The 15,264-nt window shown below is 62.2% G+C and carries 15 protein-coding genes; 6 read left to right on the top strand and 9 right to left on the bottom strand.

The genetic code is table 11. The features are described from left to right. Nucleotides 1-30 precede the first annotated feature (30 nt). The 3 genes from IB238_RS09440 to IB238_RS09450 all read left to right on the top strand — a co-directional run bounded on the left by IB238_RS09440 (nucleotide 31) and on the right by IB238_RS09450 (nucleotide 2,710). Nucleotides 31-876, top strand: a complete 846-nt coding sequence (locus IB238_RS09440) for an aldo/keto reductase (RefSeq protein ID WP_192245604.1) — start codon at nucleotides 31-33, stop codon at nucleotides 874-876. Between the two features lie 80 nt (nucleotides 877-956). Beyond that, complete coding sequence (locus IB238_RS09445) at nucleotides 957-2,231, top strand: SDR family oxidoreductase (RefSeq protein ID WP_192245606.1); 1,275 nt, start codon at nucleotides 957-959, stop codon at nucleotides 2,229-2,231. Continuing rightward, nucleotides 2,228-2,710 (top strand): DUF2269 domain-containing protein, encoded by a 483-nt coding sequence (locus tag IB238_RS09450; protein ID WP_192247579.1) that lies wholly within the window; start codon nucleotides 2,228-2,230, stop codon nucleotides 2,708-2,710. Before IB238_RS09445 ends, IB238_RS09450 begins: the two co-directional genes overlap by 4 nt. 6 nt (nucleotides 2,711-2,716) lie before the next feature. Here IB238_RS09450 and ilvN read toward each other — a convergent pair whose 3' ends face one another. After that, nucleotides 2,717-3,289: an acetolactate synthase small subunit gene (gene ilvN / locus IB238_RS09455; protein WP_192245608.1), complete on the bottom strand. Its 573-nt coding sequence runs from the start codon at nucleotides 3,287-3,289 to the stop codon at nucleotides 2,717-2,719. A 22-nt stretch (nucleotides 3,290-3,311) separates the two neighbouring features. Further along, a complete protein-coding gene (locus IB238_RS09460; RefSeq protein WP_192245610.1) occupies nucleotides 3,312-5,090 on the bottom strand; it encodes an acetolactate synthase 3 large subunit in 1,779 nt (592 codons plus the stop codon). Between the two features lie 367 nt (nucleotides 5,091-5,457). Between IB238_RS09460 and IB238_RS09465 the strand changes: the two genes are divergently transcribed. Further along, entirely contained in the window at nucleotides 5,458-7,494 is a 2,037-nt protein-coding gene (locus tag IB238_RS09465) for an ATP-binding protein (RefSeq protein WP_192247582.1), read from the top strand. 70 nt (nucleotides 7,495-7,564) lie between these two features. On the opposite strand, the gene miaA is transcribed toward IB238_RS09465, so the two are convergent. Continuing rightward, on the bottom strand, nucleotides 7,565-8,479 hold the full coding sequence (gene miaA / locus IB238_RS09470) for a tRNA (adenosine(37)-N6)-dimethylallyltransferase MiaA (protein WP_192245612.1): 915 nt from the start codon (nucleotides 8,477-8,479) through the stop codon (nucleotides 7,565-7,567). On the opposite strand from miaA, the gene serB reads away from it, so the two are divergent. Together serB and IB238_RS09480 are read left to right on the top strand one after the other, a co-directional pair. After that, nucleotides 8,478-9,380 (top strand): phosphoserine phosphatase SerB, encoded by a 903-nt coding sequence (serB, locus tag IB238_RS09475; protein ID WP_192245613.1) that lies wholly within the window; start codon nucleotides 8,478-8,480, stop codon nucleotides 9,378-9,380. The two genes, miaA and serB, sit on opposite strands and share 2 nt — an antisense overlap. Then, entirely contained in the window at nucleotides 9,377-9,961 is a 585-nt protein-coding gene (locus tag IB238_RS09480; protein WP_348648218.1) for a GNAT family N-acetyltransferase, read from the top strand. Before serB ends, IB238_RS09480 begins: the two co-directional genes overlap by 4 nt. A 71-nt stretch (nucleotides 9,962-10,032) precedes the next feature. On the opposite strand, the gene IB238_RS09485 is transcribed toward IB238_RS09480, so the two are convergent. From IB238_RS09485 to IB238_RS09510, 6 genes are all read right to left on the bottom strand, one after another. Then, nucleotides 10,033-11,439, bottom strand: a complete 1,407-nt coding sequence (locus IB238_RS09485; RefSeq protein ID WP_246723629.1) for a DegQ family serine endoprotease — start codon at nucleotides 11,437-11,439, stop codon at nucleotides 10,033-10,035. 297 nt (nucleotides 11,440-11,736) lie between these two features. Further along, complete coding sequence (locus IB238_RS09490) at nucleotides 11,737-11,922, bottom strand: DUF2065 domain-containing protein (protein WP_192245617.1); 186 nt, start codon at nucleotides 11,920-11,922, stop codon at nucleotides 11,737-11,739. Between the two features lie 10 nt (nucleotides 11,923-11,932). Next, nucleotides 11,933-12,847 carry a protease modulator HflC gene (locus tag IB238_RS09495; RefSeq protein ID WP_192245619.1) on the bottom strand — a complete coding sequence of 305 codons (915 nt, stop codon included), beginning with the start codon at nucleotides 12,845-12,847 and terminating at the stop codon, nucleotides 11,933-11,935. Further along, a complete protein-coding gene (hflK, locus tag IB238_RS09500; protein ID WP_192245621.1) occupies nucleotides 12,847-13,947 on the bottom strand; it encodes an FtsH protease activity modulator HflK in 1,101 nt (366 codons plus the stop codon). Before hflK ends, IB238_RS09495 begins: the two co-directional genes overlap by 1 nt. A gap of 172 nt (nucleotides 13,948-14,119) precedes the next feature. Then, the gene (locus tag IB238_RS09505) at nucleotides 14,120-14,641 is read right to left on the bottom strand and encodes a dihydrofolate reductase (RefSeq protein WP_192245623.1); all 522 of its coding nucleotides are present in this window, start codon (nucleotides 14,639-14,641) and stop codon (nucleotides 14,120-14,122) included. After that, entirely contained in the window at nucleotides 14,642-15,238 is a 597-nt protein-coding gene (locus IB238_RS09510; RefSeq protein ID WP_192245625.1) for a glutathione S-transferase, read from the bottom strand. Nucleotides 15,239-15,264: the final 26 nt, after the last annotated feature.

The raw sequence follows: 15,264 nt of genomic DNA on the forward strand, positions 1-15,264 counted from the left end.
GTATCGCCGAGACGACAGGGACGTTTTTGAATGAACACCACCATACCGGTTGCTGCATTTCCGGACGGCCGAAGCGTCCCGGCCCTTGGGCAGGGCACTTGGCATATGGGAGAAAGCCGGATCTCTGCCACAGACGAGGTTCGCGCACTGCAGGCGGGTATTGGTCTTGGCATGACGCTCATCGACACCGCCGAGATGTACGCCGATGGCAGCGCCGAACTGGTCGTCGGCGAAGCAGTCAAGGGGCGGCGCGATACCGTCTTCCTCGTTAGCAAGGTGCTGCCCTCGAATGCCAGCCGCAAAGGCACCGTCACCGCCTGCGAGGCGAGCCTGAAGCGGCTCGGCACCGACCGGATCGATCTTTACCTGTTGCACTGGCGCGGGCGTTATCCGCTCGCCGACACGGTCACCGCATTCGAAGAACTGAAGGCTGCGGGAAAAATCGGCGCCTGGGGCGTTTCGAATTTTGACGTCGACGACATGGAGGAACTGCTCTCCGTCCCCGACGGCGGCAACGTCGTGACGAACCAGGTGCTCTACAACCTCGCCCGGCGCGGCATCGAATTTGATCTCCTGCCATGGAGCAATCGTCGGGGCATACCGACCATGGCCTATTCGCCGCTCGACGAAGGCCGCCTGCCGCGCCATCCGGTGCTTGCCAGGATCGCAAACGGCCACGGCACAACGGCAGCGCAAATCGCCCTCGCCTTCGTCCTGTCGCGCAACAACGTTATCGCCATACCGAAATCCGGGTCGGCGGCACGCGTAGAGCAAAACTGGAAGGCGGCTAACATCAAACTGACCACTGAAGACATAGCCGCACTCGACGCCGCATTTCCTCCACCTGCACGCAAGCGGCCGCTGGAAATGATCTGATCGCGGCGGCCACGGCCGCAAACATCGCACGTCTGCGGTTGCGCTTGTGCAGACACGCATCATCACGCAATAGTTGCGCCATGAACATCCTGATTCTCGGCGCAAACGGCTTTATCGGCTCAGCAGTTCTTGCCCACCTGCAGCGCGCCGGCCACAGCGTCACCGGCCTTGGGCGCGACATCGCGCACGCCAGGAACCGTTGTCCATCTGCCGACTGGGTTCGCGCGGATATCGCCACGCTGACCAGCCCCGGCCGCTGGACGCCGCTGCTCCGCGGCATAGACGTCGTGGTCAACTGCGCAGGCGCGCTCCAGGATGGGCCGCGGGACGACTTGGCTGCGACACAGCGAGATGCCATGCTCGCGCTATACGATGCCGCTAGCGGAGCCGGCATCAGGCTGGTCGTCCAGATATCGGCCCAAACCGAAACGGGTGCGGATCTCCCATTCCTCGCCACGAAAGCACAGGCCGACGACGCGCTGAAACAGTCGGGCCTCCCCTACATCATCCTTCGGCCGGCGCTTGTCCTCGGCCGTAATGCCCACGGTGGTTCGGCGCTGTTGCGTTCGCTGGCCGCCCTCCCCTTAGTCACGCCGCTGACTTTTGCCGACCAACGCGTCGAGACGGTCGCGGTGGACGACGTTGCTGAATGCGTGCGCAAGGCCGTGGACGGCGAACTGCCGGCAGGGACAGAAGCATATCTATCCGGCGACGCCGCAGATTTCAGCGCTCTCGTCGGGCTGCATCGAGCCTGGCTCGGCCTGCCGCCCGCAAGGATCCTCCCGCTACCCGGCATGGTGGCCGCGCCGGTCTCATGGCTTGCGGACCTTGCAGGAAAGCTTGGGTGGCGCTCGCCGCTGCGCAGCACAGCCATGCGCGTGATGGCGGGCGGCGTCACGGCCAGAGGACCCCGGCTCGACCTGCCGCTCCTTTCGGCTCGCGATACACTTACCCTGCATCCGGCCGGCGTGCAGGACCTGTGGTTTGCCCGGCTCTATCTTCTCAAGCCGGTCCTGATCGCAACGCTATCGCTGTTCTGGGTCGCCTCCGGCTTCATCCCATTTCTCAACCTCGAACTGGCCGCGGCGCATTTCCTGCCGTTCATTCCTTGGGGACCTGCAATTGGCCTGACGGTCGCAACCTCGGTCCTTGATATTTCACTCGGGCTCGGTGTCCTGTGGCGCCCCACTGCGCGCGCGTCCCTGATCGGGCAGGTCGGGCTCGCCCTCGCCTATCTCTTGGGTGGCACGCTGCTCGAACCCTCGCTCTGGCTCGATCCGCTTGGCCCTTACGTCAAGGTTCTGCCGGCGATCGCTCTCTCCCTGGGCGTGCTCACCATATTGGATGAGCGCTGATGGACGCCGAACTCATCTATCGTGTTCTGCATGTGATCGGTGCGACCGTCCTCTTTGGAACGGGCGCCGGCATTGCCTTCTTCATGGTGATGGTGAGTCGCACCGGTAAGCCTGCACTGATCGCCCATGTTGCGGAGACGGTCGTGATCGCCGACACCATCTTCACGGCCACAGCCGTGATAATGCAGCCATTGACCGGCTACCTTCTTGCGCGGGAAATCGGCTGGTCGCTGAGCGAGGGCTGGATCGCCCTGTCACTCATACTCTATGTCTTCACCGGCCTGTTCTGGCTGCCCGTGATCTGGATCCAGATCCGGTTGCGCGACACCGCGCGAAAGGCGGCGGCCGACGGAGTGCCCTTGCCCGCGGAATGGCGCAGGCTCTACCGCATCTGGTTCGCCTGCGGCCTCCCCGCCTTCTTCGCTGTACTGGGCATCATCTGGCTGATGCTGGCAAGGCCAGCTATCAGCCTGTTCTGACGCAGATCACATTCCCTGCGGACCGCGGTTCATCGCAGCGATGCCGGTGCGGCAGACCTCGATGAGGCCGAGCGGCTTCATGATGGCGATGAACTGGTCGATTTTCGATACCTTGCCGGTGATCTCGAAGACGAAATGCTCGGTGTTCGCGTCGATGACGGCCGCGCGGAAGGCATCCGCAAGCCGCAGCGCCTCGACCCGGTGATCGCCGGTGCCTGAAACCTTCACCAGTGCGAGTTCGCGCTCGAGCGGACGCTCATGGCCGAGATCCTTGGCCCGGACGGTCAGGTCGACTACCCGGTGTACGGGAACAATGCGCTCCAGCTGCGCCTTGATTTGTTCCAGAACATGCGGGGTGCCGCGTGTGACGATGGTGATGCGGGAGAGATGCGCTTGGTGCTCGGTCTCCGACACCGTCAGGCTCTCGATGTTGTAGCCCCGGCCGGAGAACAGGCCGATGACGCGGGCGAGAACGCCCGGCTCGTTGTCGACCAGCACCGAAAGCGTGTGGTTTTCCGAAACCTGGGTTTCGGCGGCGATGAAATAGGCCGAGCCGGTCGGCTGAAGATGTGCGCTCATAATCGGTGTTCCTGCCTTTTCATCAAACCAGCTGGCGGCCTTTGGCGTCGATGGCGTTCGCCACCGCTTCGTCGGTCGCCTCATCCGGCAACAGCATCTCGTTGTGCGCCTTGCCCGAGGGGATCATCGGGAAGCAGTTGGCGAGGTTGGCAACGCGGCAATCGAAGATCACCGGCTTCTTCACCGAGATCATTTCCTCGATCGCACCGTCGAGATCGCCGGGCTTGTCGCAGCGCAGGCCAACGGCGCCATAGGCCTCGGCGAGCTTGACGAAGTCTGGCATCGCTTCGGTGTAGGAATGCGACAGGCGGTTGCCGTGCAACAGCTGCTGCCACTGCCGAACCATGCCCATGTACTGGTTGTTCAGGATGAAGATCTTGATCGGCGCTTCGTACTGGATCGCTGCCGACATTTCCTGGATGCACATCTGGATGGACGCGTCGCCGGCGATGTCGATGACGAGCGCGTCAGGATGGGCGATCTGCACGCCGAATGCAGCCGGCAGGCCGTAGCCCATGGTGCCAAGGCCACCCGACGTCAGCCAGCGGTTCGGCTGCTCGAAACCGAAGAACTGCGCTGCCCACATCTGGTGCTGGCCCACTTCGGTGGTGATGTAGGTGTCGCGGTCCTTGGTCAGTTCATAAAGGCGCTGGATCGCATATTGCGGCATGATCACGTCATCGCTCGGCTTGTAGGCCAGCGAGTTGCGCGCGCGCCACTTGGCAATCGAAGCCCACCAGTCGGCAAGATGCTCCTTGCCGGCAGTTTGCGACCCGGCACGCCAAAGCCGGACCATGTCTTCCAGAACGCGGCCGACATCGCCGAGGATCGGAATGTCGACGCGCACGTTCTTGTTGATCGAGGACGGGTCGATGTCGATGTGGATCTTCTTCGAGTTCGGCGAGAACGCATTCAGGCGGCCGGTGATGCGGTCGTCGAAGCGGGCGCCGATGCAGACCATGACGTCGCAGTCGTGCATCGCCATGTTGGCCTCGTAGGTGCCGTGCATGCCGAGCATCCCGAGCCAGTTCTTGCCGGAAGCCGGATAGGCACCGAGCCCCATCAGCGTGGAGGTGATCGGAAAGCCGGTCAGGTCCACCAGCTCGCGCAGCAGATGGGCGGCTTCTGGACCGGAATTGATAACACCGCCGCCGGAGTAAATGACCGGCCGCTTTGCGCCCTGCATCAGCGCAACGGCTTCGCGGATCCGGGCGAGATCGCCCTGGACCTTCGGCTGGTAGCTGTGCAGCGTCGAGGCCATTGCCGGCGGCACATAGGTACCGGTGGCGAACTGGATGTCCTTCGGGACGTCGACGACGACCGGTCCCGGACGACCGCTCTGGGCGACGCGGAAGGCCTCGTGGATGATCCGCGCCAGATCGTTGACGTTCTTGACCAGCCAGTTGTGCTTGGTGCAGGGCCGCGTGATACCGACGGTATCGCATTCCTGGAACGCGTCGGAACCTATGAGCGAAGTCGGAACCTGGCCGGTGATGCAGACGAGCGGGATAGAGTCCATCAAGGCGTCCTGCAGCGGCGTGACAGCGTTCGTCGCACCGGGCCCTGAGGTAACGAGCATGACGCCGACCTTGCCGGTCGAGCGTGCATAGCCTTCGGCGGCATGTCCCGCGCCCTGCTCGTGGCGGACGAGGATGTGCTGGATATCGTCCTGCTGGAAGATCTCGTCGTAGATCGGCAGCACGGCGCCACCGGGATAGCCGAAGATATGCTTGACGCCGTTATCCTTCAGGGCCTGAAGGACAATCTCAGCGCCCGTCATCTGGTTTTCTGTTCCACTCATCCGAATATTTCCGTCCGTTTCGGTTTTGAAAGTGTGCTTAGCGAAATCGAGGGCATAAAAAAAGGCCCCTTTCGGAGCCTGCTTACCGCGCATGGGTGCTTTCGCCCGGTGGTTACACCACCTTGCCCATGCGCCGTCCCACCACAAGAATCTTTGCGACGTTAGAAATCATGGGGGCGATTGATAACTGCTAAAGCGCAGACCGTCAACGGCATTTGCCGATCACCCCTGCAGCAACCGTCGGCAACCCGTGATGGCCGGCCGGCGGCTTCGCCACCTCCGGAAACCCATTATTAAGCGGCCGCTATTATTCTCGGTTAAACGGCAAGGAGTGCCTGCGTTGCGCAACACCGATTTTCACCGCTCGATGGTCGCAGGGGAACAGGACAGACGAGACGACGAGACGCCCGGCAATCGCCTTCTTGGGCGGGTTGTCGCCTGTGGCGGATCGCGCGCGACGATCAGCGCCGTCGCCGAGGCAGGTCAGACGGCGCTTACGGAACTGTGGTCCGTTGGTCGCCTCATTTCGATTTCCGTCGGCGAGAACCGCGTGGTTGCACTCGTCTATGCGATGTCCACCGACCAGCAGAACTGGGCCGAGAACCGCGACACCGTGTTCCGGATCGAGGTCGAGCTTCTGGGTGAGGTTCACCCGGGTCCAGATGGACGCGAAGAATTTTCCAGCGGCATCAGCAACTATCCCTATCTCGGCGCCATCGCGCATCGCATTCGCGCCTCTGACCTCGCCAAGGTCTACGACACCGGGCAAAACGACGTTTGCGTCATCGGCAAGCTGACGCAGGACGAGACGCTCGATGCCACGATCCACGTTCCATCCATGCTGTCGAAGCATTTCGCCATCGTCGGGACGACGGGCGTCGGCAAATCGACTGCCGTCACGCTGCTCCTGCACAAGGCAATCCAGGCCGATCCGAAACTGCGTGTCCTGATCCTCGACCCGCACAACGAGTTCGCGGCCGCCTTCCCGGACCACTCCGTCGTCATCGAGACCGACACGCTCGACCTGCCCTTCTGGCTGTTCCGTCTGGAAGAATTCTCCGAGGTGATCTTCCGTGGCCGTCCGCCGGTTCCCGAAGAGATCGACGCGCTCCGCGATCTCATCCCCGAAGCCAAGAAGGCTTTCCGCGGCAGCGGCGACTCCGGCCTCATGCGCCGCAACCAGGAAAAGAGCTCGATCACCGTCGACACCCCTGTTCCCTACCGTATCGCCGACCTTCTTGCGATGGTCGACGAGCGGATCGGACGATTGGAGGGACGTACCGAGAAGCCGCATCTGCGATCGCTGAAGGTCAAGATCATGTCGGCGATCAACGACCCGCGCTTTCACTTCATGTTCTCCTCGAACACGATCACCGACACGATTCTCGACACGATCGCGCGGATCTTCCGCATTCCCGGCGAAGGTAAGCCGATCACCACGTTCCAGCTTGCCGGCATCCCGTCGGAAGTCGTCAACTCCGTCGCCTCCGTGCTCTGCCGCATGGCTTTCGAAATCGGGCTCTGGAGCAATGGCGGCGTCCACATGCTGGTCGTCTGCGAAGAGGCGCACCGCTACGTGCCGGCGGATCCGACGCTCGGTTTCCTGCCCACCCGCCAGGCGATCGCACGCATCGCCAAGGAAGGCCGGAAATACGGCGTCTCGCTCGGCATCATCACCCAACGGCCGGGCGAACTCGATCCGACCATCCTCTCGCAGTGTTCGACCGTCTTCGCCATGCGCCTTGCCAACGACGCCGACCAGGAGATCATCCGCTCCGCCATTCCAAACTCCTCGTCGTCCACCACCAGCTTCATTTCATCAATCGGCAATGGCGAGGCGATCGCCTTCGGTGAGGCGGTCGCCGTGCCGATGCGGATGAAATTCACCCGTATCCAGGAAAACCGCCTGCCGAAAGCCAACGGCGCAAGCGTCAAGGCAAGCGAGGACAACCCCAACTCCGTCGACCTGCGTTCGATCGTCGGACGGATGCGCTCCGTTACCGGTCCGGACATTTCCGCCTTCCAGGAATCCTACCTGGCCGCCGAAAGCACGACCAGCCAAAGGACCGAAACGAGCGTCTCCCATCCCAGCCCGCACACGGACGACGACTGGACGGAACTTCATCCCGACGCTGCCTCCGAAGAGCCAACTGAGATCGAACCGTACCGTCCCGAAATGCTGCCCCGCAATCCCACTGGACCGTCCCCTTTGTCGGCCCATGATCGCTTCGAGGCATTGCGCCGTGAACTGGGCACGGATGTATCGCGGGAACAGCCAGCGGATGGATCTGCACGCCCGTCGCTCCGTCCCGCCTTTGGCGAGGCAGGTAACGAGCCCCGCCGCGAGGGCTCGATCCGCGACCAGTTGCTGAAGAAGCCGCTGAGCAGCCTCATCCGCAAGTAGCGGTCGTCGCAGGCAAGGCATTTCCAGTGGAACCGGCTTGCACAGCCGGTGCCACGCCACGAATTCGTGATCACCTGGCCACAAGAGAAATGCCGTCCGTCCGCACCCAGCTCTCGTCCAGCTGGTTGCGGAACCAGGTCATCTGCCGCTTGGCATACTGACGCGTCGCTGCGGCGCCGCGCTCGATCACTTCGGGCTCCGTCATCTGTCCCGCCAATAGGGCCGCAATCTGCGGCACACCGATCGCCTTCATCACCGGCATCTCCGGCGGCAGACCAAGCGCGAGAAGCGCCTTCACCTCCTCTACAGCACCCGATTTCAACATCTTGGCGAAACGGCGGTCGATGCGCTGGCGCAACAGCGCCCGGTCCGGCAGGACCACCAGTTTCGTCGCCCGCTCCGGATCGATGATCGCGGACCCTGCCGCGGCCTGAAAATCGCGGATCGAGCGCCCGCTGACTTCAAATATCTCCAGCGCACGCAGGATGCGCTGCCCGTCGGCTGGCCGGATTGCGGCGGCCGATTGCGGATCACGTTGCGCCAACGATGCGTGCAACGCCTCTGGGCCTACTGCCGCGAGCCTGGCGCGCAACATCGCCCGAAGCTCCTCTGGTACGCTCGGCATGTCCGAAAGACCGCCAGTCAGCGCCTTGAAATAGAGCCCGGTGCCGCCAACGAATACCGGGCGCTTGCCTCTTCCCCGCAGTTCCGCCACCACCTCGGCTGCCTGCCGCAGCCACTCGCCGCTCGAATAGGCCTGCCCGGCGGGGACATGACCATAGAGCCGGTGCTCCACGCCCCCCATCTCATCCGGCTGTGGCCGCGCCGTCAGCACGTTCAGCGTGTCGTAAACCTGCATGCTGTCGGCGTTGACCACCACCCCGCCATGCGCTTGAGCGAGCCTCACGGCAAGCGCGGACTTGCCGCTCGCGGTCGGGCCGGTTATCAGGATCGCGTCAGTTTCAGCTTCAGGAATTCTTATCATGGCTCTCGTTGCCACGCTTATCGCCAATCCGTCAAATCCGGTCCTTTCCCCGTCGATCGGCGAACGGGCGGCGGATGCGGTACACGCCTCCGGCCTCTACTGGCTCGCCGATGGCATTGCCTGCGATATCTCGTTGCGCGACGGCACGGATGCTGCGGCCGCACGGGACAAATTGCTTGCCGTTGTCGGCGGCGCGCCGATCGATCTGGTCATCCAGGATGAGGAAACCCGTCGCAAGAAGCTTTTGATCGCCGACATGGATTCCACCATGATCGGACAGGAGTGCATCGATGAACTTGCCGCCGAAGTGGGCCTGAAGGAGCAAGTCTCGGAGATCACTGCACGCGCTATGAATGGCGAGATCGCTTTTGAGCCGGCGCTGCGCGAGCGTGTCGCACTTCTGAAAGGGCTACCGCTGTCGGTCGTCGACGACGTCATCACAAAGCGCATCACCCTCACCCCCGGCGGCCCGGAACTGATCGCCACGATGAAGGCGAAAGGCCACTATACAGCCCTCGTCTCCGGCGGCTTTACCGTCTTCACCAGCCGTATCGCCGAAACTCTCGGTTTCCAGGAGAATCGGGCCAATACGCTGCTCGAAGACGGCGGCGTATTGACCGGCAAGGTCGCAGAACCAATCCTCGGCAAGCAGGCCAAAGTCGATGCACTCATCGAGATCGCCGAACGCCTTGGAATTGCAACAGACGAAGCGTTGGCGGTCGGCGACGGCGCCAATGATCTTGGGATGCTGCACCTCGCGGGCTCGGGTGTGGCACTGCACGCCAAGCCGGCAGTGGCGGCAGAAGCAAAAATGCGCATCGATCACGGCGACCTGACGGCACTGCTCTACATACAAGGCTATCGCAAGTCGGATTTCGTGCTTCTCGGAGCGGCAAAGTGAACGGCACGATCACCCAGACGGCGCGCCTGACGGCTCGCAACTGGCTCGAAACGGACCGCGACCTTTTCCACGAGATCAACTCCGACCCGGAGGTCATGGCCTATTTCCCCTTCCGCCGCGACCGGGCGCATTCGGACGAACTGTTCGATCGCAACCGCGGCACGATCAGCGAGACCGGGTACGGCTTCCTCGCTATCGCCCTGCGAGACGATGACAGGCCGATTGGCTTTTGCGGGCTCGCTAAAACCGACCTGGAACCTTTTCTGCCTGATGGCACCGTCGAGATCGGCTGGCGTCTTGCCCGTCCCTTCTGGGGCCAGGGTTACGTGACCGAGGCGGCAACCGCCCTGCTGGACCATGGCTTCGACAGATGCGGTCTTGGGGAAATCGTTTCGTTCGCCGTCTCCGGCAATGCGCGTTCGACCGCGGTGATGGCCCGCATCGGCATGAGGCCCGACCCTTCACGCGACTTCGATCATCCGCGTGTACCGGAAAGCCATCCTCACCTCGTTCGCCACGTCCTCTACGGCATCACGGCTGAAGAGCGGCGCGAACAGGCGCAGAAGTCTGCGGGCTGCTGATTCAAAATGCGAAGGCGCTGAATCACAGTCAGCGCCTTTAACTTCAAATCTTTGAAAACAGACGTATAATCCTATTCGATCCGGACCGTCACGAAGCGCAGGGCGCCGGTCTTGTCGGCAAGCATCAAAAGCGCGTTTCGACGATCCTGCGACTTGAGTGTAGCGATGCGCTTGGTGACATCCTCAGGCGTTGATACCGCCTCCTGTCCGATCTCGACGATCACATCACCCGGCTGGATGCGCCGCTCGGCTGCCGCAGAATTCGGATCGACGGCGGTAATCGCCACGCCCTTCACCGTCTCAACGACGCCGTAGGTCTTGCGCGTTGCCTCGTCCAGTGCGCTCAGTGTCATTCCGAGCACAACAGGAGCGGCCTTTTTCTCAGCCTGCTGGTCCGGTGCCTTCTCGTCCTTCGGCTCGGTCGTCTCCACGCCGGACTGAGCGATCTTCTCACCGTCTTCGAGACGTCCAAGCGTCACCTTGATACTGACCTCCTTGCCGTCGCGGATGACGACCACGTCAACGGCCTTGCCTACCGGGCTCTCGGCCACCACCCGCGGAAGGTCCCGCATCTCATCGACGTTCTTGCCGTCGAAGCGGATGATCACATCGCCAGTCTTGATGACGCCATTGTCGACCGGGCCACCCTTGATCACGCCGGCAACCAGCGCACCCTTCGCCTCCTTCATGCCAAGGCTCTCGGCGATGTCATCCGTCACCGGCTGGATGCGAACGCCGAGCCAACCACGGCGCGTCTCCCCGAACTCCTTCAGCTGCAGGATGACATTTTCGGCCAGTTCCGTCGGAACCGAGAAGCCGATACCGATCGAACCGCCCGACGGCGAGATGATCGCCGTGTTGATGCCGATGACCTCGCCATACATGTTGAAGAGCGGCCCGCCGGAGTTGCCTCGGTTGATCGCCGCATCCGTCTGGATGAAGTTGTCGTAAGGGCCGGCATTGATATTGCGGCCGCGCGCGGAAATGATGCCGACCGTGACCGAACCGCCGAGACCGAACGGATTGCCGATCGCCATCACCCAGTCGCCGATTCGCATTTTACGGGAATCGCCGAAGGGCACGGCCACGAGCGGCGTCGTCGGCTCGACCTTGAGCAGCGCCAGATCGGTCTTGGTATCGACGCCCACCAGCTTCGCCTTCAGCTTTTTGCCGTCGGCGAAATTGACCTCGATATCGTCGGCCCCCTCGATCACGTGATTGTTCGTAACGATGAAGCCGGTCGGATCGATGACGAAGCCGGAACCGAGCGAATTGACGGTACGCGGTCCGCCCTCGCCTTCTTCGCCCTTGAAGAACTCGTCGAAAAAATCCTGGAAGGGGGATCCTTCCGGCACCTGCGGCATCGGGGTCTGGTCCTCTTCCTTCACATTCTGCGAGGTGGAGACATTGACCACCGCATCCAGCAACCTTTCTGCCAGATCAGCGACCGACTGCGGTCCCGGTGTCTGTTGCGGCATTTGGGTCAGGGGCTGGGGCTGGGGCTGGGTTTGTGCTTGTGCGTGAACGAGCCCGGTGCTCGCGACGAGCACCGAAAGCGCCGTCGCCAACGCCCGCGTGCCGAACTGTCGTGACCTGATGCTCGATGCCATCTGCGCTGTCCTCTTGGTTTCTTATAGTCCATCTTCGCCATGGATGCGGCGGAATTGGGGATACCGGGGGCCCGATTGCCCATCGCCGTCAGTGATTGCGACTGTTGCCTCTTCACTTGGTGACCTGCAAGGCCTGAAGGCGACCGAAGCGTCTGCTTTGGACTGCTATCCCCGGATCATCCAGACCAGGGCGACGCCAATAGCAACCGAAAGGAGACCGAAGAACCGGAGTTGGCCATCAGGAATGCTTGGGAGCAGCGCCGCCATTCGCTTCAAAGACGAAGGGGCCAGTGCGTACACCAGCCCCTCGATCACGAGAAAGAAAGCAATTCCCGTTAGAAAATCCGCCATTCAAGCGAACTCAGTTTGCTGCCGGAGCAGTGCTGCCGGCGGCGGCCTTACCCGTCATATCGCCGAAGTAGCGGAAGAACTCCGTATCCGGATTGAGCACGAGCGTTGTATCGGTGGAACCAAGGCTCTGGCGATAGGCCTCCATCGAACGGTAGAAGGCAAAGAAATCCGGATCCTTCGAGAAAGCCTCACCAAAGACTCGGTTGCGTTCGGCGTCACCCTGACCACGGATGATTTCCGATTCGCGGCGCGCCTCGGCAAGGATCTCGACAACCTGCCGGTCGGCAATTGCCCTGCGGCGTTGCCCCTGCTCGTTGCCGCGGGCACGGATCAGTTCCGCCTCGGCCAGTCGTTCTGCCTTCATGCGTTCGAACGTCTGCTGTGAGACTTCCTGAGTCAGGTCCGTGCGACGAATGCGGACGTCGGTGATCGTCAGCCCGAGGTTTTCGGCATCGGGGGTCAGTTCGTTTCGCACTTCACGCATCATCGAGGCACGCTCGTCCGAGAGGGCTGCCTCAAAGCCACGCAGACCGTAGACGCGGCGCAGTGCCGAATCCAGACGGGTGCGAAGCCGCGCCTCGGCGGCGTCCCGGTCGGCCGACACCGCTTCGCGGAAGCGGCGCGCGTCGCTGATGTGGTAGACCACGAACGCATCGACCTCATAGAACTTACCGCCCGAAACCTGGACACGGATGTTGTCGAGGTCGAAGCGCAGCGCCTGGTCGGACACGTACTGCACACGGTCGGCATCCATGAACGCGAAGGGCAACTTGAAATAGATGCCGGGCTCAGTCTTCACGGACTGGATCTCACCGAACCGAACGACGATCGCCTGCTGGCGCGCGTTGACGACGAAGACCGACGAATAGGCGAGGAACAGGAGGACGGCGAGGCCGACGAGGATCGCTGGCAAACGGTTACCCATTATTGCGCTCCTCCAGCCTGCTGCTGCGTCGTCTTGCCGAGTTCGTTGAGCGGCAGGAAGGGAACAACGCCCTGTCCGCCCTGCTTTTCATCGATGACGACTGTCTTGGAGCCCTTCAGGACACCCTCCATGGTTTCCAGGAACATGCGCTTGCGGGTAACGTCCGGCGCCTGCTTGTATTGTTCATAGATCGAAACGAAGCGCTGCGCCTCGCCTTCAGCCTCATTGACGACGCGGTTCTTGTAGGCCGCAGCCTCTTCGCCGATCTGCGCAGCCTGACCGCGGGCGAGACCGAGCTTCTGGTTCGCATACTGGTTGGCTTCCTCGACGAAGCGGTCCTCGTCCTGTTCGGCGCGTTGAACCTCGTCGAACGCATCCGCCACTTCGCGCGGCGGCGCGGCATCCTCGATCGCAATCGTGTTGACCGCGATGCCGGCGCCGTAGGAATCCATGGTCGACTGGATCGTTGTCTTTACAGCCTCGGCGATCGCCTGACGATTGTCTCGGAAGATGTCCTGTGCCGGCCGGCGGCCGACGACTTCGCGCATCGCGCTTTCGGCGACCTGCTGCAGCGTCGCGGACGGATTTTCGAGATTGAAGAGATAGGCGCGCGGATCGGTGACCGAATAGAGCACCGAGAATTGAACATTGACGATGTTCTGGTCGCCCGACAGCATCAAGCCGCTGTCGTCGGCGTTCACCGAAGCACCTTTGCGCCCTATGTTCTGCTGTTGCTCGGTGATCGTGACCAGTTCCACTGTTTCAAGCGGCCAGAAATGGAAGTGCAGGCCCGGCATGGAAACCTCTTCCTTGGGCTCGCCGAAGCGCAGTTCGACACCACGCTCGTCCGGCTGCACCGTGTAGATCGAGTTCATCAGCCAGAAAACGCCTATGAGCAGCGCCGCGATGACGAGGATGCCGCCGTTGAAGCCACCCGGAACCACGTTCTTCAGCTGGTCCTGCCCGCGTCGAATGATCTCCTCGAGATCCGGCGGGCCGCCGCTACCGCGGGGTCGGTTCGGTCCCTGCCCCCATGGTCCCTGATTGTTGCCGCCGCCGCCCCAAGGGCCGCCGCCGCCGTTCTGATTGCTCCAGGGCATCAATACCTCTTTCTCTGGTCACTCCCGGTGCCATATGCGCGCGCGAAGTTCCGCAGCGTCACATGGTGTGACCCCCGTTATATGTATCCCCCATGTCGCTTTCAACGGAGGCGGCCCAAACTTCCGGCATAATGGGGCAAAATAGTTCGTGAACAGGCCCTTAGGCCCGCTTTTAGATCCCGGATCGACGCCTGTAGGTCACGAAGCGCATTGCATGACTGTCCTTTTCGCCCTGCGGAATTTCCTCCTCATGGGCGACCTCGAAAACGACCGGCTCGATTGTCGGAAACCGCGTGTCGCCCTCAACCTCCGCCTGCACTTGCGTCACATGTACGAGATCCGCGATCGCTATCGTCTGGCGATAGATATCGCCGCCGCCGATGATGCAGATTTCATCAACGCCAAGTACTTGCGCCTCACGGCGCGCGTAGACCAACGCCTCATCGAGGGATCGCGCCACGATCACCCCTTCCGGTCGAAAGGCGGTGTCGCGGGTGACGACGATGTTCGGCCGCCCCGGCAATGGCTTGCCGATCGACTGATAGGTCCTGCGCCCCATCACCACCGGCTTTCCGACAGTCAATTGCTTGAAGCGCTTCAAGTCCGACGGCAGTCGCCACGGCAGGTCGCCATCGCGGCCGATGACGCCGTTCAGCGCAGCGGCCACCACCAGAACGATTTTCGGTTCATGCATTCAATTTCCTTCCGTTCCGTCCTTCGCCTGCGCCCTCGCAAGCGCGGGGCGGGCAGCCATGCGCGCCACATAGGCATCGATTGCGGCACTGTCGGGCAATAGCGAGCGCCTCCACATCAGCGAACTTGACAGGATGACATCCACCGAAGAGGGGCGATCATCCACAAGATAAGGCTGCTTCTCCAGGGTGGCGACCACATGATCGCACATCGCTTTGTACAGGCGAGCCGCCTCCGCGTTGTCAGCGGTCCAGCCGTTCATGTGCGTGATTGCCGTGGGCTCAACGACACCGCCGTAATAGGCAAGCCAGGACAGGTAAGGCCCGCGCGCGCGCGTTCCCAGGTCCCGCCCCAATTCGCAGCCGGGGAAAAGGTCGGTCAGATAGAGTGCAATGGCGACCGATTCAGTAATCACCGTTCCATCGTGGACTAGTGCAGGCACCTGGCCATGCGGATGCGGATTGTTAGGATCGGGCGCACCCGACCCGTCTTGCCGTCGAATGGAAACACGGCGGATGTCATAATCCGCTCCAAGCTCCTCCAGCAACCAGAGCATACGAAACGAACGCGACAGTGGCGCATGAACGAGCGTCAGCATGACTTCCTCCTGTGCCGGCCGGTCGC

This window comes from Rhizobium sp. ARZ01 (genome assembly GCF_014851675.1).
Lineage (GTDB): Bacteria > Pseudomonadota > Alphaproteobacteria > Rhizobiales > Rhizobiaceae > Mycoplana.